Annotated in this window: 14 protein-coding genes and 2 pseudogenes; 12 read left to right on the top strand and 4 right to left on the bottom strand. The window is 71.2% G+C overall.

What is annotated here, in order from left to right; translation table 11 throughout:
- From ACWCXC_RS36690 to ACWCXC_RS36675, 4 genes are all read left to right on the top strand, one after another.
- Positions 1-7,893 (top strand): amino acid adenylation domain-containing protein (locus ACWCXC_RS36690; protein WP_450891743.1); only part of this gene is annotated, 7,893 nt, incomplete at its 5' end.
- A 182-nt stretch (positions 7,894-8,075) separates the two neighbouring features.
- Positions 8,076-8,441 carry a hypothetical protein gene (locus tag ACWCXC_RS36685; protein WP_450891742.1) on the top strand — a complete coding sequence of 122 codons (366 nt, stop codon included), beginning with the start codon at positions 8,076-8,078 and terminating at the stop codon, positions 8,439-8,441.
- Between the two features lie 515 nt (positions 8,442-8,956).
- Positions 8,957-10,798, top strand: coding sequence for an ABC transporter ATP-binding protein (locus tag ACWCXC_RS36680; protein ID WP_450685616.1), 1,842 nt, complete (start codon positions 8,957-8,959; stop codon positions 10,796-10,798).
- A 323-nt stretch (positions 10,799-11,121) separates the two neighbouring features.
- Positions 11,122-11,334, top strand: coding sequence for an MbtH family protein (locus ACWCXC_RS36675; protein WP_450685615.1), 213 nt, complete (start codon positions 11,122-11,124; stop codon positions 11,332-11,334).
- Between the two features lie 98 nt (positions 11,335-11,432).
- Here ACWCXC_RS36675 and ACWCXC_RS36670 read toward each other — a convergent pair whose 3' ends face one another.
- On the bottom strand, positions 11,433-12,494 hold the full coding sequence (locus ACWCXC_RS36670) for a threonine ammonia-lyase (RefSeq protein WP_450891741.1): 1,062 nt from the start codon (positions 12,492-12,494) through the stop codon (positions 11,433-11,435).
- 223 nt (positions 12,495-12,717) lie between these two features.
- Entirely contained in the window at positions 12,718-13,719 is a 1,002-nt protein-coding gene (locus ACWCXC_RS36665; protein WP_450685613.1) for a LuxR C-terminal-related transcriptional regulator, read from the bottom strand.
- Between the two features lie 276 nt (positions 13,720-13,995).
- Here ACWCXC_RS36665 and ACWCXC_RS36660 point away from each other — a divergent pair, with 276 nt between their 5' ends.
- From ACWCXC_RS36660 to ACWCXC_RS36625, 8 genes are all read left to right on the top strand, one after another.
- On the top strand, positions 13,996-14,268 hold the full coding sequence (locus ACWCXC_RS36660) for a hypothetical protein (protein ID WP_450891740.1): 273 nt from the start codon (positions 13,996-13,998) through the stop codon (positions 14,266-14,268).
- Positions 14,269-14,440: 172 nt separating this feature from the next.
- Positions 14,441-14,761: a hypothetical protein gene (locus tag ACWCXC_RS36655; RefSeq protein WP_450685611.1), complete on the top strand. Its 321-nt coding sequence runs from the start codon at positions 14,441-14,443 to the stop codon at positions 14,759-14,761.
- Between the two features lie 451 nt (positions 14,762-15,212).
- Positions 15,213-16,268 (top strand): ParB/RepB/Spo0J family partition protein, encoded by a 1,056-nt coding sequence (locus ACWCXC_RS36650; protein WP_450891739.1) that lies wholly within the window; start codon positions 15,213-15,215, stop codon positions 16,266-16,268.
- 55 nt (positions 16,269-16,323) lie between these two features.
- Positions 16,324-17,406 carry a prephenate dehydrogenase gene (locus ACWCXC_RS36645; protein ID WP_450891744.1) on the top strand — a complete coding sequence of 361 codons (1,083 nt, stop codon included), beginning with the start codon at positions 16,324-16,326 and terminating at the stop codon, positions 17,404-17,406.
- 37 nt (positions 17,407-17,443) lie between these two features.
- Complete coding sequence (locus ACWCXC_RS36640) at positions 17,444-18,193, top strand: siderophore-interacting protein (protein ID WP_450891738.1); 750 nt, start codon at positions 17,444-17,446, stop codon at positions 18,191-18,193.
- 35 nt (positions 18,194-18,228) lie between these two features.
- Positions 18,229-18,504 carry a helix-turn-helix domain-containing protein gene (locus ACWCXC_RS36635; protein ID WP_450685608.1) on the top strand — a complete coding sequence of 92 codons (276 nt, stop codon included), beginning with the start codon at positions 18,229-18,231 and terminating at the stop codon, positions 18,502-18,504.
- Positions 18,501-20,003, top strand: coding sequence for a helix-turn-helix domain-containing protein (locus tag ACWCXC_RS36630; RefSeq protein WP_450891737.1), 1,503 nt, complete (start codon positions 18,501-18,503; stop codon positions 20,001-20,003). Before ACWCXC_RS36635 ends, ACWCXC_RS36630 begins: the two co-directional genes overlap by 4 nt.
- A gap of 141 nt (positions 20,004-20,144) precedes the next feature.
- On the top strand, positions 20,145-20,717 hold the full coding sequence (locus ACWCXC_RS36625) for a transcriptional regulator (RefSeq protein WP_450891736.1): 573 nt from the start codon (positions 20,145-20,147) through the stop codon (positions 20,715-20,717).
- A 104-nt stretch (positions 20,718-20,821) separates the two neighbouring features.
- On the opposite strand, the pseudogene ACWCXC_RS36620 reads toward ACWCXC_RS36625, so the two are convergent.
- Positions 20,822-21,020 (bottom strand): annotated as a pseudogene (locus ACWCXC_RS36620) (IS5/IS1182 family transposase); the annotation flags it as partial.
- A pseudogene (locus tag ACWCXC_RS36615) lies at positions 21,017-21,409 on the bottom strand (hypothetical protein); the annotation flags it as partial. The pseudogenes ACWCXC_RS36620 and ACWCXC_RS36615, both read right to left, overlap by 4 nt.

Here is a 21,409-nt window from a genome sequence, read left to right as displayed (position 1 = left end):
GATGTGGTCCGGTGGTCCGTGGACGGTCAGATCGAGTACCTCGGCCGTGCGGACGAGCAGGTCAAGATCCGGGGCTTCCGCATCGAACTCGGAGAGGTCCAGTCCGTCCTGGCCGGACACCCGCTGGTCGCCCAGGCCGTGGTCGTGGCCCGCGAGGACGTGCCCGGAGACAAGCGACTGGTCGCCTACGTCGTGCCGGCCGAGGACGGGGTGGCCGATGAACTGCCGCGGATCCTGACCGCTCTGGCCGGGGACCGCCTGCCGTCCTACATGGTCCCCTCGGCGATCGTGCTCCTCGACGCCCTGCCGCTGAACGTCAACGGCAAGCTCGACCGCAAGGCACTCCCCGCCCCCGCGTTCGCGACGGGGACCGCCGGCCGTGGTCCGGCGACGCTCCGCGAGGAGCTTCTGTGCGGGGTCTTCGCCCAGGTCCTGGGGCTGCCCGAAGTCGGGGTGGATGACGACTTCTTCGCCCTCGGCGGTCACTCCCTTCTCGCTGTCCGTCTGATCAGCCGGGTCCGTACGGTCCTCGGCGTCGAGGTCCCGCTCCGCGCCCTGTTCGACACGCCGACGGTCGCCGGTCTCGCGGCCGGCCTGGAGGACGCCGGACAGGCCAGACTCGCCCTGACCGCCGGACACCGCCCGGACAGAGTGCCGCTCTCCTTCGCCCAGCAGCGCCTGTGGTTCATCAGCCAGCTGGAAGGCCCCAGCGCCACCTACAACAGCCCGATCGCCCTGCGCCTGACGGGCGATGCCGATCACCAGGTGCTGCACGCGGCCCTGCGGGACGTGATCGGCCGCCACGAGGTCCTGCGGACCGTCTTCGGCGTCGCGGACGGGCAGCCGTACCAGCGGGTCCTCGCGCTCGACGAGCTCGACTGGGAGCTGGACGTCGTCGAGGTCGGCCGGGCGGAGCTGGAGGACGCGGTCACCGCAGCCGCGCGGTACGCCTTCGATCTCTCCGTCGAGGTGCCGATCCGGGCCACCCTCTTCGAGGCCGGTGCGGGCGAGCGCGTCCTCGTCGTCCTCGTGCACCACATCGCCAGTGACGGCTGGTCGCGGGCGCCGCTGGCCCGGGACTTCTCCGCCGCCTACGCGGCACGAAGCGCCGGTCAGGCACCCCAGTGGGAGCCGCTGCCGGTGCAGTACGCGGACTACGCGCTGTGGCAGCGCGAACTGCTCGGCGACGAGGCCGACCCGGACAGCGTCATCGCCCGGCAGCTCGCGTACTGGCGCGAGACGCTGGCGGGCTCCCCCGAGGAGCTGGAGCTGCCCTTCGACCGTTCCCGACCCACGGTCGCGTCCCACCTGGGCCACAGCGTCCCGCTCGACGTTCCGGCCGAGGTGCACGTACGACTGGCGCAGCTCGCCCGCTCCGAGGGCGTGACCGTGTTCATGGTGTTGCAGGCGGCCCTGGCCATCCTGCTCTCCAAGCTGGGCGCGGGCACCGACATCCCGATCGGCTCGGCCCACGCCGGACGAGGTGACGAGGCCCTGGACGACCTGATCGGTTGCTTCGTCAACACCCAGGTGCTGCGTGCGGACCTGTCGGGCGACCCCGCCTTCACCGAGCTGCTGGCCCGGGTACGGGAGGCGGGCCTGTCCGGCTTCGCCCACCAGGACGTGCCGTTCGAGCGGCTGGTGGAGGAGTTGGCGCCGGCCCGTTCCATGGCCCGGCACCCGCTCTTCCAGGTCGTCCTGACGAAGCAGAACACCGTCAGCGCCGGCCTGGACTCCTCGGCCGCGCCCGTCGTCTGGACCGGCGGCATGTCGACCGGTACCAGGGCGGCGAAGTTCGACCTGGACGTGATGGTCGGCGAGACGTACGACGCCGAGGGCGTCCCGGCCGGTCTGCGCGGCTCGGTCACCGTGGCCGCCGACCTGTTCGACCCGGAGTGGGCCGACCGGATCGCCGGCGCCTGGGTGCGCGTGCTCGACCTCCTCGGCGACAGCCCGCAGACCCGCCTCAGCAGCGTCCCGGTGCTCGACGAGGTGGCCCGGCACCGGGTCCTGACGGGTTGGAACGACACGGCGTGTGATGGTCGGTCGGTCCTGGTTCATGAGGGGTTCGAGCGGGTGGTGGACCGGGTGCCCGGTGCGGTGGCGCTGACCGCCGACGGTGCGGACTTCACGTACGCCGAGCTGGATGCTCGGGCCAATCGTCTCGCGCATTATCTGATGGGTCAGGGCATTGGTCCGGAGTCGGTGGTGGGTCTGTGCCTGCCGCGTGGTGTGGACGTGATCGCGGCGATCCTGGGCGTGTGGAAGGCGGGGGCGGGTTATCTGCCGATTGATCCGGGGCAGCCGACGGACCGGATCGCGTTCATGCTCCGTGACAGCCGTGCCGCGCTGGCTCTGACGACGGAGGAGATTCTGGACGAGCTGCCCGCCGGTCGTTCGCGGCTGGTGGCGATCGATGACACGTTCGTGGAGATGCAGCTTGCCGCCGCGTCCGCGGAGCGCCCTGATCGTGAGGTCGATCCGCAGTCCCTGGCGTATGTGATCTATACGTCGGGTTCGACGGGCCGGCCCAAGGGTGTCGCGGTCACCCACGGCGGCCTGGCCAACTACACGGCCTCGGTCCCCGACCGCCTGGGCTTCGCGGGCGAAGGCGCCCGGTACGCGCTGCTCCAGGCGCAGGCCACTGATCTCGGCAACACGGTGGTCTTCGCGAGCCTCACCACCGGCGGCGAACTCCACATCCTTGACGAGGCAGCGGTCACCGACCCGGAACGGGTCGCCGCTTATCTGGCCGAGCACGAGATCGACCACTTCAAGATCGTCCCCTCGCACCTGGCCGCCCTGACCACGTCCGGCATCGAGGGCGTACTGCCCAGGCGCTCCGTTGTCCTGGGCGGAGAGTCCACCCCGCCCGCTCTGGCCACCGCCCTTCTCGGGGCTGCGGGTGAGCGGGAGGTCCACAACCATTACGGCCCGACCGAGACGACGATCGGCATTGCGACCACGCGGCTGACGGCCGAGGGGATCGCGGGCGGGTCGGTCCCGGTCGGCACGCCGATCGCCAACACCCGCTTCTACATCCTGGACGACCGCCTGAACCTGGTCGTGCCGGGCGCCGCCGGTGAGCTGTATGTGTCCGGTGCCGGACTGGCGCGTGGATATGTGGGCCGCGAAGCCCTCACCGCTGAGCGGTTTGTCGCCAACCCGTACGAGAGCGGCCAGCGGATGTATCGCACGGGTGACCGTGCGAAGTGGACGCAGGACGGTCAGGTGGTCTTCCTGGGCCGTGCCGACGACCAGGTGAAGATCCGGGGCTACCGCATCGAACCCGGCGAGGTGCAGGGTGTTCTGGCGGGCCATCCGCTGGTCGATCAGGCTGCCGTCGTTGCCCGTGAGGACGCTCCGGGGGACCGCAGGCTCGTCGCCTACGTCGTGGCCGATGATCTGGAGCCGCAGGAGAAGGCCCACCTTGCCCCCGCGCTGCGGGAGTTCGCGGCGCAGCGGTTGCCGGAGCACATGGTTCCGTCGGCGGTCGTCGTCCTGGAGGCGCTGCCGCTGGCCGGGAACGGCAAGCTTGAGCGGAAGGCTCTGCCGGCACCGGACTACTCCTCGTCGCTGGCTTCGGGTGGCAGGCGGGCGGCGTCGCTTCAGGAGGAGATCCTGTGCCTGGCCTTCGCGGAGGTCCTCGGACTTCCCGAAGTGGGTGTGGACGACGACTTCTTCGAGCTCGGCGGCCATTCCCTTCTCGCCGTCCGCCTCGTCAGCCGCATCCGCTCCGTCCTCGGCGTCGAGGTCGAGATCCGGGCGCTGTTCGAGGCCCCGACGGTCGCGGGCCTCGCCGAGCGCCTGACCGGCGCCCGTACCGCGCGCGCCGCGCTGACCGCGAGGGAGCGCCCCGAGCGGCTTCCGCTCTCGTACGGGCAGCGCCGCCTGTGGATCATCAACCAGATGGACGGGCCGAGCCCGACCTACAACATCCCGGTGGCCACCCGGCTCGCCGGGGCGGTGGACGCCGGGGCGATGGGCGCGGCCTTCCGGGACGTGCTCGCGCGTCACGAGGTGCTGCGCACGGTCTTCGAGGTGGCGGACGGCGAGCCGTACCAGCGGATCGTCGCCGCCGACGACCTCGACTGGGAGCTGACCGTCACCGACGTCGCCCCGGAGGAGCTGCCTGCCGCCGTCGCCGGCGCGAAGGCGTACACCTTCGACCTCTCCACCGAACTCCCGGTCCGCGCCTGGCTTTTCAGGGCCGGCCCCGAGGAGCACGTCCTCGTCGTCGTGGTGCACCACATCGCGGGTGACGGCTGGTCGTGGGCGCCGCTGGCCCGTGACGTGGCGACGGCGTACGAGGCGCGCCGCAGCGGGCGCGCCCCGCAGTGGCAGCCGTTGCCGGTCCAGTACGCCGACTTCGCGCTGTGGCAGCGCGAAGTCCTCGGCGACAGCCAGGACCCGCAGAGCCTGATCTCGCAGCAGGTCGCCTACTGGCGGGAGACGCTGGCGGGGGTGCCGGAGGAGCTGGAGCTGCCGTTCGACCGGACGCGACCGCCGGTCGCCTCGCACCGGGGCCACCGGGTGCCGCTGGAGATCCCGGCGGACGTCCACGCCCGTCTCGCCGCGCTGGCGCGGGCCGAGGGCGTCACGATGTTCATGGTGCTGCACGGTGCCCTCTCCGTGCTGCTGTCCCGGATCGGCGCGGGCACGGACGTCCCGATCGGTTCGGCGATCGCCGGCCGTACGGACGAGGCCCTGGACGACCTCGTCGGCTACTTCGTGAACACGTTCGTCCTGCGCACCGACCTGTCGGGGGACCCGACGCTCCGTGAGGTGCTGGGACGGGTGAGGGAGGCCGGTCTGGGCGCGTTCGCGCACCCGGACGTGCCGTTCGAGCGGCTGGTGGAGGAGCTGGCACCGGCCCGGTCGATGGCCCGCCACCCGCTGTTCCAGGTGATGCTGCTGCTGCAGAACAACGAGCGCGCGATCCTCGACCTGGAGGGCGTCGACGCCCGCCGCGGGGCTCCCAGCGCCCCCACTCCCACCGCCCCCACCGCCCCCACGACCCTCACCGCAGACGGCTCCGACAACGGCGTGACCACCGACGCGGTCGTGAAGTTCGACCTCGACGTGAGCGTCGCCGAGCTCTACGACGCCGACGGCACGCCCGCCGGTATGCGTGGCTCGCTCGTCGCCGCGGCCGATCTGTTCGACCCGGAGTCGGTTCTGCGGATCACCGAGCGACTGGGCCGGGTCCTGGCGGCGCTGGCGGCCGATCCCGGGATCCGTCTCGGCGAGGTGGACGTCCTGGACGAGCCCGAGCGGACGCGGATGCTCGTCGACTGGAACGCGACCGGCGCCGAGGTGCCGGACGCGACCGTCGTCGAACTGTTCGAGGCGCAGGTGGCCCGTACGCCGGACGCGATCGCCCTGGTCCACGGCGACGAGCAGCTGACCTACGCGCAGCTCGACGCCCGCGCCAACCGGCTCGCGCGCCTCCTGGCGGGCCGGGGCATCGGCCCGGAGACGGTCGTGGCGGCGGTCTTCGAGCGCACCGTCGACCTGGTGGTGGCGCTGCTGGGCGTGATCAAGTCGGGGGCGGCGTACCTGCCGATCGACCCGGCCTACCCGGCCGACCGCATCGCGTACGTCATCGACGACTCCCGCGCCGTGTGCGTGCTGACCTCCGAGGACCTCGACGCCCGTCCGGCCGCGCCGGAACACCGGCCGCGCGTACCCGTGATCGTGCTCAACGGCCCCGAGACCGCCGGCCTGCTCACGGGCCTGCCGGACGGGCCGCTCGCCGACGACGACCGCACGACGGCACTGCGCCCCGCACACCCGATGTGGGTCATCTACACCTCGGGTTCGACGGGCCGTCCGAAGGGCGTCCTGGTCGAGCACCGGGCGATCGTGAACTTCCTCGGCGCGATGCAGGACCGGTTCACGCTCACCGAGGAAGACCGGCTCCTCGCGGTCAGCACGCACGGCTGCGACATGGCGGGCTTCGAGTTCTACCTGCCGCTCCTCAACGGCGCGCGCATGGTGCTGGCCTCGCAGGAGCAGGTCCTCGACCCGTGGGCGCTGCGCTCCCTGATCCGCACGGCCGGCGCGACCGTCGTGCACGCGACGCCGAGCCTGTGGCGCGGCCTGATCGCGGACGCGGACGACCCGGTCGACTGGACCGGCGTGCGGGCCATGATCGGCGCCGAGGCGCTCCCGGCGGACCTGGCGCGCACGATCCTGGACAGGACACCCACCCTGACCAACCTCTACGGCCCGACCGAGACGACCGTCTGGTCGACCGCGAAGGAGCTGTCCGGACCGGACGCCGACGCCACCTCGATCGGCGGTCCGATCGGCAACACCCAGGTGTACGTGCTCGACGCGGGGCTCGCTCCCGTCCCGCCGGGTGTGGCGGGCGAGCTGTACATCGGCGGCCACAGCGTCGCCCGGGGCTACCTGGGCCGTCCGGGCCTGACCTCGGGCCGGTTCGTCGCGAGCCCGTTCGGCGGCGCCGGCGAGCGGCTGTACCGCACGGGTGACGTGGTCCGCTGGACGCCCGAAGGGGATCTGCGGTACGTGGGCCGGGCCGACGACCAGGTGAAGATCCGCGGGTTCCGCGTCGAACTCGGCGAGATCGAGGCGCTGCTGGCCTCGCACCCGGCGGTCGGCCAGGCCGTCGCCCTGGTCCGCGAGGACACTCCGGGGGACCAGCGCCTGGTGGCGTACGTGGTCCCCGGCGCCGCCGCCGCGCCGGACGGCGAGGAGGACGGCGAGGCGGCCGAGAGGCTGGTCCGCGAGGTCCGGGCGCTCGCCCAGGACCGGCTGCCCGGCTACATGGTGCCGTCCGCGGTGGTGGCCATCGGCCGGCTGCCGCTGATGCCCAACGGCAAGCTGGACCGCAAGGCGCTGCCGGTGCCCGAGGCGACGGCGGGGGAGGAGACCGCCAACTGGGCGGTGACCTCCTTCGAGGACGGCATGTGCGAGGCGTTCGCCGAGGTCCTCGGGGTTCCCGAGGTCGGTGTCGACGACGACTTCTTCGCCCTCGGCGGCCACTCGCTGCTCGCGGTCCGGCTGGTCGAGGCGCTGCGCGAACGCGGTGTGTCGATCGCCGTGCGCGACCTGTTCGCCGCGCCGAGCGTGGCGGGGCTGATGAAGGGGATGAGCCTGTCCTCGATCCGCGACGCGCTCGGTGTGCTGCTGCCGATCAGGGAACAGGGCGAACAGCCCCCGTTCTTCTTCGTCCACCCCGCCGGCGGCCTCAGCTGGTGCTACATGCCGATGGCACGCCACGTCGAGGCCGACATCCCGCTGTGCGGGCTGCAGGCACGGGGCCTGGACGGCACGAGCGAACCGGCGCGGTCCATCACGGAGATGGCGGCGGACTACGTCGAGCAGATCCGTTCGGTGCGGCCGAGCGGGCCCTACCGGCTGCTCGGCTGGTCCTACGGCGGCGCGGTCGCCCACGAGATGGCCGTGCAGTTGCGGGCCGCGGGCCAGGAGATCTCGGCCCTGGTGATCCTCGACCAGTACCCGTGGAGCCGTGGCGAGGACGGCGAGGCCGTCGACACCGTGGAGGAGACCGAGGTCGACCTCGAAGCGAAGGTCGACCGGCTCATCGAGGTCGTCCGCAGGGAGGCCGGCGGCGCTCTGGGCGCGGCGACGGAGGAGGAGTACCGGACCTTCGCCCGCATCCTGCAGAACCACCGCACGATCCGGACCGGACACGAGCACGGCCGGTTCGACGGGGACGCCCTGCTGATCGTGGCCGAACAGAGCATGCCGCCCGGCGAGATGCCCGCCGAGCGCTGGACGCCCTACATCACGGGCGAGATCACGCAGGGCCAGGTCGACTGCACGCACTACGAGATGGCCAGGCCCGAGACGCTGGCGGAGATCTGGAAGACGGTCTCGGCCTGGCTGGCCTCCCGCCCGTGACCCGTCGGGGTCCCCACCGGGGGCCCTGACCCGGGGCCCTCGACCGGAGGCCCCGGGGAACGGCCCTCGACCGTGGGTGCCTGGGACACGCGCACCACGTCCGGGCGAAATAACCCGCAAAAAGCTGCAACCTCCAGCCATACCTATATCAGCCGGATATACGACCAGAAAGTGACTCATCCATGTCTATCGTGAATCCCGCCTCGGCCGTGTCCGCTCCCGAGCCCATGGACGGTTCCCGGACCCGGACGACCCCCGACGGCACCGGCACACCACAGGCGTCCGCCTCCGCCTCCGCCCACTCCCTCCAGCCGGTGGCTCCCGCGCACCCCGCCGCCGCCCGCTCCCTGCCCCTGGACAACCCGGGAGTCGACGTCATCGCGGTCTCCGAGCTGCGGCGCCAGGCGATGCTCGACGCCCTCGACCCGGGCCCGCGCCCGGCGTCCGCGGCCCGGGCGGGCCGGCGCGGCCTCCTTGCGCGCCTGAAGGGCTTCTACGCCCAGGACCTGATCCACGACACCGCGCGCGACACGCGCGACCAGGGCTGACGGACGGCCGAGCCCGAGGCCGCTCGAATCCGCGCGGCCGACCTCGACAAGGGCGGACCGCAGGGCCCTTGGCGGCAGAAAGCGATGACCCGACATGCCGATCATGACGGCCACAGGAATTCTCCTGGCCTTCGAGCCGGACTACGAGCAGATCTCCGACATCAGGGGCGGCCCCGAACAGCCGAAACGCGGGCACGCCCGGCAGGCCGCGCCGCCGGCCGGCGGCCCGGAGGGACCCCACCGCCTCCCCCCGCGCCCGGTGTGGCCTCAACGCCTCGTGGCGGGCCGGTGCCGGTGGAGAACGTCGCACCACCACCTCACGTGGCCCGCCCCGGCCGCCTCCGCCGCGTTCTGCGGCGCGCATCCACCGGACCGAACGACCACCGGACTGAAAGGTCTCTTTCACCCACAGGCAAGGAGTGTCCTCTATGGCTCTCATAGGCGGCCCGAATCTCAATTCCGGAAATTCTTTTGGCGGGAAGGAAAAGACCCGCCAGAAGATAGACCCGGGTACGTTGCGGCGTATCCTCCCCTATCTGGTGCGCTACCGCGGCCAGCTCGCTGTCCTGATTCTCGCGAGTGTGACGTGCGGTGCGATCACCGCCGCGAGTCCGCTCATGCTCAAGCTGATGATCGACGACGGGATCCTTCCCCAGCGGTTCGGGGTCGTCCTGATGCTGGCCTTCGGCATCGTGCTGCTCGCCCTGCTGGAATCGTTCGTCCTGTACGTCGAGGCGCGCTGCTCGGGCAAGATCGGCGAGGGCCTGGTCTACGACCTGCGGACGGAGGTCTTCGAGCACGTGCAGCGTCAGCCGCTCGCGTTCTTCTCGCGGGTGCAGACGGGCGCGCTGGTCAGCCGGCTGAACACCGACATCGTGGGCACACGGCAGGCGATCACGTCCCTGCTGACGCAGGCGGTGTCGGGACTGCTCACGCTGGTCATCGTCATCAGCACGATGATCTACCTGTCCTGGGAGATCACGCTGGTCGCGCTGGCGATGGTGCCCGCGTTCCTCTTCCCCGCCCGCATCATCGGACGGAAGCTGCAGAAGATCACCCGGGAGCGGATGACGCTCGACGCCGAGATGGGCTCGCTGATGAACGAGCGCTTCAACGTCTCCGGCGCGGAACTCGCCAAGCTGTACGGGCGGCCGGAGTCCGAGGCGGCGCTCTTCGAGGAGAAGGCCGGCCGCGTACGCGACATCACCGCGCTCAACGTGGTGCACGGCCGGATGTTCTTCATCGTGGTCACCGTCCTGACCTCGCTCACGACGGCGATCGTGTACGGGTTCGGCGGCAGCCTCGTGATCAGCGGCGCGCTGCAGATCGGCACCCTGGTGGCGATGGTGACGCTGCTGTTCCGGATGTACGGGCCGATCAACCAGCTGTCGAACCTCCAGATCCAGGTCCTCACGGTGCTGGTCAGCTTCGACCGCATCTTCGAGGTCCTGGACCTGAAACCGCTGGTCGACCAGAAGCCGGACGCGCACGTCCTTCCCGGCGGCGGTGGGCCGGCCGACGCCCGGCACATCGGCGCGGAGATCGAGTTCGACCACGTGTCGTTCCGCTATCCGAGCGCCGAGGACGTCTCCCTCGCCTCCCTGGAGCCGATCGCGCTCCAGGAGGAGGACCGGCGGGACAGCGCGTGGATCCTCAAGGAGCTGAGCTTCACCGCCCCGGCGGGAAAGCTGACGGCGCTCGTCGGCCCGTCCGGTGCCGGTAAGACCACCATCACCCAGCTCGTCCCCCGGCTCTACGAGGCGACGACGGGGGCGGTCCGGGTGGGCGGCCACGACGTCCGGGACGTCACGCTGCAATCGCTGAGCGAGACGGTCGGCGTGGTCAGCCAGGAGACCCACATGTTTCACGACACGATCCGCGCCAACCTCCTCTACGCCCGCCCCGAAGCCACCGAGGCGGAACTGGTCGAGGCGTGCGAGGCCGCCCTGATCTGGGACTCCGTCGCACGGCTGCCCAACGGCCTGGACACGGTCGTCGGCGACCGCGGATACCGCCTCTCCGGCGGTGAACGCCAGCGGATTGCCCTGGCCCGGCTGCTGCTGAAGTCGCCCCCGATCGTGGTCCTCGACGAGGCGACCGCGCATCTCGACTCCGAGTCGGAGGCGGCGATCCAAAGGGCCCTGAAGACGGCGCTGGCCGGCCGGACCTCCCTGGTGATCGCGCACCGGCTGTCCACGATCCGCGAGGCGGACCAGATCCTGGTCGTCGACGCCGGACGGATCCGTGAACGCGGCACGCACGAGGAGCTGTTGGCCAAGGGCGGGGCGTACGCGGCGCTGTACCGGACGCAGTTCGCGGAGGGGGTGACCGATATGAACGGCAAGCGCTTCGCGTGACGGGAGGGCTCGGATGACCAGAGCTCTCCTGTCTACCCGTTGTCCGCCATTCGCTCAAGGAGCACAGGGGCGCGTCCAACTGCCGCGGGTAAGCGGTTGGACGCCCCTCGCCGGGCTGCGTCACACCCTTTCCGGTGTATCACCGCGCACAACCCGGCCGCTGTTGTTGCCGCGCCTTCCGCCAGTCCATAGTGGATCGCCGCGGACCGCACTGATCTGCGACCGGGGAATACTCGATCACAGATGCTCGGACATTCTTTTCCTGTTTCCCCGGATCGGTGACAGGCGTGATCAGAATTGCTCGCCCGAGAGAGGAAAATGTGGTGACGAACCCGTTCGAAGACCCCGATGCCGAGTACCAGGTGCTGGTGAACGAGGAGGGACAGCACTCCCTCTGGCCCGTCTTCGTCGACGTACCGGACGGCTGGACCTCGGTCTACGGCGTGGCCGGCCGCGAGGACTGCCTCGCCTACATAGAGAAGTCCTGGACCGACATGCGCCCCAAGAGCCTGATCGAGGCCATGGCGGGCAAGTAACCCCGCACCACGCTCCACCCCCTCGGCCCGGAACGCGACCACCGCGCTCCGGGCCGAGGCGCGCCCGCCGCACCCGCCGCACGGGCGGGTCCGCCGGATCAGGCGGAGAGAGCTCCGGCACCCGTGTGCCGAGCAGGGCGCCGCCCGGCGGAAGTCGCGTGCGCGAGAAGCCGCGTGAAGAGGGCGGGCTCCACGTTCCCCCCGGTCAGGAGCACCCCGATGTCGGTCCCGGCGCCGGCCTCGCGGGCATGGACGAGTGCCGCCGCCAGAGCGGTCGCGGCGGCGGGTTCGACGAGGAGCCGGGCCAGCCACAGCGCGCTCTGCAGAGCCTCGGCGATGGCCCCTTCGCCGATGGTCAGAACACGGGTGCTGTCCGGCCGGGCCAGGGCGTAGGGAAGGTCGCCGATGCGGTCGGGACGCAGCCCGTCGGCGATCGTGTGCCGGGCGGGCACGGTCACGGGGCCGCCGGCGCGCTGCGCCGCGGTGAACGCCGGGACGCTCTCGGGTTCTGCCCCCATGACCCGCGCGCCGTGCCCGGCGGCGGCCAGACAGGCCCCCGCCAGCGCGCTGCCCCCTCCCACGGGGACCACGACGGTGTCCAGCCGCACCCCTTGCGCGGCGGTCTGCGACAGCAGCTCGGCGGTCGCGGTTCCCTGACCGGCCACCACCCGCGGATCGTTGTAGGGGTCGACGACGTCGTACCCGTGCCGCTCCCGCAGCTCGGCGACGACAGCGACACGTTCGGCCAGCGCCGTCCCGGCGAACGTGACGTGCGCACCGGCCTCCCGGATGCGGCGGACCTTCGTCCCCGGGGCGTCGTCGGGCAGGACGATGAGGGCGGGCAGCCCCTGGGCGCGCGCGGCCAGGGCGACGGCGATGGCGTGGTTCCCGGTGCTCTGCGCGACCACACCCCGGCTGCCCGTCGCGGCCAGGTGCTCGACGGCCAGCAGCGCCCCGCGCACCTTGAACGAGCCGCCGTGCTGCAGGTTCTCGGCCTTCAGCCACAGCCGCGCACCGCACGCGGCGTCCAGCTGCTCGGAACGGACGACCGGAGTGCGCAGGACCTTTCCGGCCAGCCTCACCAGGGCGTCGTCCACGTCGGCCCGCCCGAGCTCCGCCACGACGGTCCCGGCCGAAGCGTCGTTCCCGTACTCAGGCATGGGTGTCCCTCCAAGGAATGTCAGCGGAATGCGACACATCCGCCCAGGGCGGCACACACCTGGCCGGCGGCCGGTACCGCCGCGGCGAAAGGGGAGGGGGCTGCTCGTGTGCGGGGGTGCGTCACAACGTCAGGGCGTCAACGTACTGCGGGCACCGCGGAACACGCACGTGTCCGCGTCCGCGCGCGGGGGCCCGCCGCCCCCGCCTCTCACCCCGCGCCGGTCACTGGGGCTGCGGCGGGAGATATCCCTCCTGGACGGCGTGGACGCCGGCCTGGAAGCGGCTGCGGGCGTTGAGGTGCGTGAGCAGGCCGGTCGCCAGGCGGCGGGCGGTGCGGGGCGAGACCCCCAGCTTCTTGGCGATGGACTCGTCGGTGGCACCCTTGGCCAGCAGCTGCAGGGCGGTGATCTGCTGGGGCGTGAGCTCGCCGGGCTCGTGCCTGGTGGGCTCGCCGAACGGCTGCGCGTTGCGCCACTCGTTCTCGAAGAGCGCGCACAGGGACGAGATCAACCCCGGCAGGGTGATGGCGATGGCCCCGATGCCGGTGTCGTCGCTGTCGTTCGCGATGATCGCGACACGACGGTCGCAGATGATCATCCGGTTCGGCAGCGAGGGCGCGGTACGCACATACGCGCCGTGCTTTGTCAGCCATTCTGCGTGTTCAACGCTGGCCTGGTCGCGCCGAATGCTGTCCAGGTATACCGTGCGCATGTTGATTCCGCGTTCCAGCAGCCGCTTGTTGAGCGGTCGCGATGCCCGCATATTGGCCTCTGTCTGGGCGCCGCCGGGAGCGAAAGTGAGAAATTCCTCTTCGACCTGGTTATTCAGGGTGGCGAGATAGTCTCGAATGGAATCGACACCCCGGAGATACTGCACCGATTCATCCGGATGGGAGGACTGCCCGTGCGTGAACTCGGCGATGAGACGCGCGGCGGCGGAGCGGGACGCTTCGACCCGTTGCTGCAAGGCGGCCAGTTCCGCCTGCTGACGGGCAAGGAGGATTTCCATACCGAGTTGCGGGCTGACCGCGTGGACCTGGCAGGGGTTGTCCGAGGAGGCTCTCACCAGGGCGAGCTCGCTGAGCTTGTCCAGAGCGTGCCGGATTTCGCCCTCCGGCAGGCTGAGCCGCTCGCCGAGTTCGGCCAGAGAGGCGTCCGGGTGTGTGAGCATGCCTCGGTAGACCACCTCGGCGGCGGCGTCGAGCCCGAGATCCGTCAACAACACGCGAACGTCCCCTTCCCCGTCGAGGTCCCGAGCGATGCGAGCCCCGGCTGCTGACTTTCCGGTCGAGGACACGCGTTCGAGACGGCCTTGAGCAAGACTATCCCGGCGGTCGAGTTTCCGGCGGACGGAATTTCGGGGCCCGGGTGCTGGCCGACTTCCTCCGGAACAGCGACCGCCGGCCATCCAGATCCGCCTTACGTGGACGGCCTGTCGCCCACGCCGTCCGCTGAGGGCTGAGTTGTGTTTCTTGTCCATGTCCGGCTTCTGCCCCACCCTTTGGGCGACCCCCTTCCGGAATACGTCGCCGCGCTCATGGCCGCCCCCGACCCCACCACGGAGGGCGTCGGCCGTGTCGAACACATCAGCCTCCATCCCCGGGCCGCTCCCGGCCCGGTCATCGGCGTCTACGTCCACGCACGGGACCCGGCAGCCGCGGAATGGGTCGCCGTGGACGCCTGGCGCCGCTCCGTCACGCGTGAACCAGCCCTGCACGCCTGGGAGTTGACGTCGCCCGAGGTGTTCCCGATGCGCCCCGGCCACGACGGCTGAACCGGCCGCCCACCACCCGGAGGAAAAGGAACAAGAGGTTCCTTTCCGCGCGGACTCTGGACTGAATGCGCCAAGGCCGCTTTGCCCACCCCGGTTCCTCTTCTGCTCCTGCGGGGCGCGGACAAGACTCGTTCCTGTCGCCGCCAGTCCTGAGCAGAACAGAGGAAAACCGATGATCCGTCAGCTCCTCCTCACCGCCGCCGCCGGAGCCCTCGCCCTGGGCGTCCAGGCCGTCTGGGCCTCCGACACCGTGCCGACGGCCCTGGTGGCGCAGGAGACCCCGGCCGCCGCCGAGGCCGACTCCGGCTGGCAGGGCCCCACCCCCGCCCCCACCGGGGACGGCACCACGGGCACCGAAGACTCCGGCTGGCAGAATCCCACCCCCGCGCCCACAGCGGACCCCGGCACCACGGGCACCGACGATTCCGGATGGCAGAACCCCACCCCCAACCCGGGCACCACCACCAACGGCGACGACTCCGCCGGGCAGTAAACAGCAGGAACGATCCCGCAGAACAGCGGGAACGACCCCGCCCCGCCCCAGAGCCACCGCACCGCCGATCTCGTACCGCCGATCCCACCACCCCGACCGATCACCGGCGCCCCACCGCTCGGTCGATCCCCCTCACGCGCCATCCGAACCGGCCACCACGCCCACGGTGCGCACCCCCCATGGCCCCGCGACCGAGCTCTCACGGACCACCCGGCCCGTCCCGAGCCCGCCCCGCCACCGCACCGACGGTGCCGCACCCACGGCCGTGCCTCCTGCCCCGGGCAGCCTCACCAGCGATGCCGCCGCCTCTGCCGGCCGTACGCCGCTGCACCACGACCACCGCCGTCGCGCCCACCGACCGTACGTCTCCGCACCACCGCCCGCACCGGCCGCGCCCCGCCGTGCCCGGCGCACCCCGCCATGCCCGTACACCTCCACAGGAGTCGTCGCAGTGACTGCCGAATCGATCGAAAGGCCGCCGACGCGCAGCAGTTCCGACTACGTGCTCGCACTACGGGACAAGGGCCTGAACGAAGCCCCCGTCGAAGTCGCCCGCATCCAGGACCTGTACGTCTCCTCGTCACCGCGGGCCGACGGCGTCGACCACGAGTACGCACGTACTCTGGCCGACACGGAGTCCGAGCTCCCCCCGATCCTCGTGCACCGCCCCACGATGCGTGTCGTGGACGGCCTGCACCGCCTCGCGGCAGCCCGCTCCCGTGGCCAGGACCTCATTCACGTCCGCTACTTCGACGGCGACTCCACCGACGCGGACCTCCTCGCGATCGCCCTCAACGTCTCCCACGGACGCCCTCTGAGCCTCGAAGACCGCGTCGGCGCAGCCGAGCGGATCTTCGCCTCCCACCCCGAGTGGTCTGACCGCGCGGTGGCCGCCGTCGCGGGCCTCTCCGCCCGGAAGGCCGCCGAGATCCGCCGCAACTCCTGCGGCACCTTCCTCAACGGAGCCCGCCGGATCGGACTCGACGGACGCGCCCGCCCCGTCGACTCCACCTACGGCAGGGAACTCGCGAGCCGCCTCATCAAGGAGAACCCCACCGCCTCGCTGCGCACGATCGCCCGACAGGCAGGCATCTCACCGGCCACCGTCGCCGACGTACGCGACAGGGTCATGCGCGGCGAGGACCCCGTCCCGGCCCGCCAGCGCGGCCACCTCAAGGCCGCCCCGCCGGCCCACCTCGCCACCCACCGCCCTCCCGTCGCCCCGCGCCCCGCCAAGACCCGCTCGGCAGCCGAACTGGGCACCCTCTTCGACACCCTGCGCCGCGACCCCTCCCTGCGGTTCAACGAGGTGGGACGGCACACCCTCCGCATGCTCGAAGCAGCCGCCCTGGTGGCCCGCGACCGGCAACGCATCGTCGAGAGCGTCCCGGCGCACTGCAAGGTCCAGATGTCGGAGCTCGTCCAGGGCTACGCGGAGATCTGGGAACTCTTCGCCCACGACCTGAAGACCCGATCCGAGAACCAGACCGACACCGAGAGCGCCTGACCAAGGGGCCGCCCGGCGGATCCCGCCGAGCAGATGAGGATGGGGCACCAGGATGCTGCGCACCGTCGCTGTGATCGGCGCGGGACTGATCGGCACGTCGATCGCCCAGTCCCTGTCCGCCGGAGGCGCCACGGTCTATCTCACCGACCGGGAACCGATGGCGGCCCTGACCGCCGCCGCCCTCGGCGCCGGGCACGCCACCCCGCCCCCCGGCCCGGTCGACCTCGCCGTCCTGGCCGTACCACCCGCCGACATCGCCCCCACCCTGAAAGACGCCCAGCGACGCGGCCTCGCCAGGGCCTACACCGACGTCGGCAGCGTCAAGGCCCAGGCGTTCGAAGCGATCCAACGCCTGGGCTGCGACACCCGCACCTACCTCGGCGGCCACCCCATGGCAGGCGGCGAACGCTCCGGCCCCCTCGCGGCACGCCCCGACCTCTTCGAAGGCAGGGTGTGGGCCCTGGTGCCCACCACCGACACCTCCCAGAACACCTGGGACACCGTACGAGCCCTCGTGGACCGGTGCGGCGGGGTACCGCTCGTCATGGACCCGGAAGGGCACGACCGGGCCGTCGCCCTCGTCTCCCACACCCCCCATCTGGTCGCCAGCCTCATGGCCGCCCGCCTGGAGCACGCCGCCGACCGCGAAGTGAGCATGGCCGGCCAAGGACTGCGCGACGTCACACGCATCGCCGCAGGCGACCCCGCGCTGTGGCTTGACATCCTCTCCGCCAACGCGGCCAGCATCGCGGACATCCTCGACGACCTGGCCGACGACCTCGACCGCGCGATCCGCGCGCTCCGAGGCCTCACGCCCGGCGACCGCACCACCGACGCCGCCGCCGACGCCCTCACCGGCCTCCTCACCCGCGGCTGCGCCGGCCACAGCCGCATCCCGCACAAACGCGACGCACCCCAGGGAAGCTACGTCACCGTCTCCGTCCTCGTCGGAGACCAGCCGGGCGAACTGGCCCGCCTCTTCACCGACGTCGGAGCGGCGGACGTCAACATCGAGGACATCTTCATCGACCACGCCCCCGGCCAGGTCACCGGCCTCGTCGAGCTGCTGGTGACTGCCGACGCCGCGCCCCGCCTCACCCGGGCCCTGCGCATGCCGAGCACGATCCTCACCCGCTGACACCGGAGACCCCATGCCGCCACCACCGTCCGCGCCGGTGCGGTCCGCCCGAGTGACCCGGATAGGGCAGCTCACCCCCCGCAGACGACGCGTGGTCCTGCGCACCGACACCGCCGAAGACATCCGCACAGGCCCGAATGCCTACACCGACGCCTACGTCCGTCTGCTCCTGGCCCCGGAGGACGTCACCTACCCCGAGCCCTTCGACCTCGACCACGTCAAAGCGACACTGCCCGGCACATCCTGGCCCCGCATGCGCTCCTACACGATCCGCCACACCGACCCCCGCACCGCCGAGATCACCCTCGATTTCGCCCTCCACGACCGGGACGGCCCGGCCACCACCTGGGCCCGCCGCGTCCGCCCCGGCGACACCGTCCCCTACCTCCAGCCCCGCGGAACCTACCGCCCCGGCCCAGGCGCCGCCCACCACCTCCTCATGGGAGACGACACCTCCCTGTCCGCCGTCGCCGCCGCCGCCGAACGCCTGCCCAGCGGCGCCAAAGCCACGGTCCTGCTCGAAGTCCACAGTGCCCACGAGGAGCAGCCCATCGACGCCCCCGGGAAAACCGACGTCATCTGGCTCCACCGAGGCAGCCACCGCGCGGGCACCCTCCTCACCGACGCCGTCCGCCACCTCCACCTGCCCCCACAAGGCCTGCACGCCTTCGTCCACGGCGAAGCCCACGCGGTACGGGAGATACGGGGTCACCTCCTGCACGACCGCGGCATCCCCCGCGAACGGGTCGCCGCCTCCGGCTACTGGCGCCACACCCCCCACCCCTGATGCGCACGGCGCATCACGTTGCATAGGGTGATGCCATGGAGACCGGGCTGGAAGAGTCACTGCGGCAGACCGTTGCCGCACTCATGCGCGCGACGGGCGAACCACAACGCGTCCTCGCCTCCGTCCTCGGCCTCACCCAGGCCCAGGTCTCCCGCCGCCAGAGCGGCGCCACCCCCTGGAGCCTGCACGACGCCGACGTCCTGGCCGCCCATTACGGCGTGCCGGCGATCGATCTTCTCGCCGGTCCCACCCGAGCCTGCGCGGCACTCACGCGCACCCGCCGCACCGGCGAACCGGAGGTGCGGCGGTGAGCAACTTCGAAGCGATCGACTCCTTGCTGGCGGCGCTCCGCCCCCAGACGCCCCTTCCGGCACCACAGCGCCGCCGCGAGCTCCGCGAGCTGGCTCATCTGTCGAAGGCGGAAATGGCGCGCGCCCTGGGTGTCAGCCCCAGCACGCTGACCGCATGGGAGAACGGCCGCGAACCCGCAGGGGAGACAAGGGAGAAGTACGCCTACCTCCTGAACGGCCTGGCAACCAAACTCCCCACCGCAGCTCCCACCCCTGCGGAGCCGACGCCACCCGCCGACGCGGAGGGGGACCGCGACGCCGAGGGCGATGACGACGTAGTACACCTCACCACCCCCGAACCGTGCGTCCTGTGCGGCCACCCGGCTCCCACCCGAGTAGCGGGCTACGCCCAACACCTGGACCCCACCCACTGCCACCCCACCGCGTCCGCCCCCCAGTCCGCCCCGCCCGCTCCCCAGCCTGCGGCCGCGCCCGCCCCCCAGCCCCCCACTCCACCCCTGAAGCCGCCCCACAACCCAACCCGCCGAGTCCTTCACCGCACCCCCGGCGACCCCACCGACCTGATCCACCAAGCGGTCCACGCCGCCCTCACCGAACACCAGGGCGACACCCACGCGGCCTCCGCCGCACTCCTCAAGCGCGCGATCCCCGACGCCATGCGGCTCCTGAACGAGACACGCAAGGGAGCCCGCTACGACGTCATCGCCCACCCCTGGATCCCGGACGTCCTCAAGAAGCAGACTTCCCGAGGCTCGGACCAGATCTGGGAAGCACGTCCGAAGTGGACTCGCCCCGAACTGCCGGCCGGCCCGCACCACGTCACCGCACTCGACATCAACGGCGCCTACCTCTCCGCCCTCAAAACCCACCTCCCCCTCGGCCAGCTCGAACACTCCACGGACCCGACCCACGACCGCCGCCGCGCGGGCGTCTACCTCATCACCCCACCCACCTGGGAACACGAGACGGAACTCCCCAACCCGCTCGGCCAACGAGACGAACCCGGCCCCCTCTGGGTCACCGAGCCCACCCTCCGCCTCCTCCTGCGCCTCTCCAGCCCCCGCTACGCCCTGTGCGAGCCCCCCCGAATCCACGAGTCCTACACCTCGGGCGCCACGGAGAACCTCCTGGAGAAGTTCCGCATCGCCCTCAAGGACGCCCGCGACACCGCGATCGACCAGGGCGACGACGTCACCCTGGAGTACGTGAAAGCGGTGTACTCCAAGTTCGTCTCGACCATGGGGGAGTCGAACTACAACAGGGAGCTGTACCGCCCGGACTGGATGCACATCATCCGCTCCCAGGCCTTCTCCAACCTCTGGCTCAAAGCCCTCAAGGCCCGCGACGAAGGTCTCATCCCGATCCGCGTCATGGGCACCGACGAACTCCACGTCATCGGCGACTGGCGCCGCGTCTTCCCCGAGGGCCGAGGCGTCACGGAAGTCAAGATCAAAGACACCTACACCACCGAAGCGGAACCGCCCTATGCTGGCGGGTAAACCCTGACAAACAGAGGGAGGCTGTCACGGCAGCCGCCCCACACCCCGAGGAGCCCGCGCACTGCTCCGCAGCGCTGACAAGGTGAACGTGCAAGACGAATACGCTGCCTGCGGCACGAACGACGCGGGAGAAGGAGCCTGATGCCGGACCGGAATCATGAGTTCGGGAGGCTCGGCGCCCGAGGTGTCCGGGGAAGTGAAGTTGTCGCCCAGCGCCTGGACGCACTGGCCGGCTTCGTCGTCACCCCTGTCACCACCCCGCGTGGTCTGCTCGCACGCCTCCGCTACCTGACGACATCACCCAGGGCACTGAAGGCCGCCCGCGCGGCCGGGCTGACCGTCACCGACCGCACACTGAAGGCATGGCTCGCCGGGACCCGGAACCCGTCGAAAGCCAACCTGGAACGTGTCGAGCAGGCATACCGCACGGTGCGCCGCCACAACGTCGCCCGTCACCTCCTGAAACGCCTCAACTCCTCCGGCGGTACCCGGGTGGAGATCCACCCCCTCGACCAGTCCCAGGTCTCCGCACCCCACCGGCGCACCCTTGAGTACCGGCATCTCAACGTCCGCCGCTGGGACCACATCGTGGCCGCCTGGGCCGCCGGTGACAGCCAGGCCCTCGACGACGCCTGGACCACCGGTGTCCTGCCGGACCTCGGCAGTCAGTGGGGCCAGTACGAGTACGTGACGAACATCGGTTTCGCCGCCTGACAACGCCGGCGGCACCAAGGCAGTTCGCGTCGTTTACTGCCTTGATGCCGCCGGCGTTTCGGTTTGGGAGAGAGGGTGTGGTGATCGGCCCCTTGTTCTTCAGGAGCCGATCGGCTCAGAGAATAGGACAACTCCCTGAGAAGGAAAGCTAGTTGGCGCATAGTCAGGTTCGTGTGCCCAGTAGGCCGCGACCAGCAGTGTCCGGTCCTCCAGCGCCAGGCTCCACGGCCGGCCCCTGCGGACCGCCGCCACACGCTCGCGACGCGGAACCGTCACCAGCTTCCCGAACTGCCGCGGGCTCAGCTCTGCCCCAAGCTTCTAAGACGACAGACCACCCCGCGCCACCCCAACTCGGCTGCCAGCCCTAGGAGTTCGCGGAGCGAACTCCGTCGAGAGAGACCGCGGAGCGGGCTCTCGTACGCGCGGATCGCGAAGCGAACCGCGCCCCGGTCGCGAAGCGGCCGGTCTGCGTCACGGAGTGACGCAGAGTCAGCGATGCGGAGCATCGCGAGGTATCCGTCGCGTAGCGACGGCGCGTCGTCTTCGCGGAGCGAAGCGCGGCGGTCGAGGATGGTGCGCAGGGTGCGTTGGCTGCCGTCGCGGGGGAGGGTGAGGGCGAGGGTGTCGTCGTGGGGGGTGGCGTCGGGGAGTTGGGTGGTGGCGGTGCGGTAGGCGGTGGGGTCGGTGAAGCG

The organism is Streptomyces sp. NPDC001515 (assembly GCF_053597115.1).
This window is presented reverse-complemented; position numbering and strand designations above follow the sequence as displayed.

Excerpts from the sequence above, each read along its gene's own strand:
- ACWCXC_RS36685 (WP_450891742.1), top strand. The coding sequence starts at position 8,076 with ATGTCTATCGTGAATCCCGCCTCGGCCGTGTCCGCTCCCGAGCCCATG.
- ACWCXC_RS36625 (WP_450891736.1), top strand. The coding sequence starts at position 20,145 with ATGCCGGACCGGAATCATGAGTTCGGGAGGCTCGGCGCCCGAGGTGTC.
- ACWCXC_RS36655 (WP_450685611.1), top strand. The coding sequence starts at position 14,441 with ATGATCCGTCAGCTCCTCCTCACCGCCGCCGCCGGAGCCCTCGCCCTG.
- ACWCXC_RS36635 (WP_450685608.1), top strand. The coding sequence starts at position 18,229 with ATGGAGACCGGGCTGGAAGAGTCACTGCGGCAGACCGTTGCCGCACTC.
- ACWCXC_RS36670 (WP_450891741.1), bottom strand. The coding sequence starts at position 12,494 with ATGCCTGAGTACGGGAACGACGCTTCGGCCGGGACCGTCGTGGCGGAG.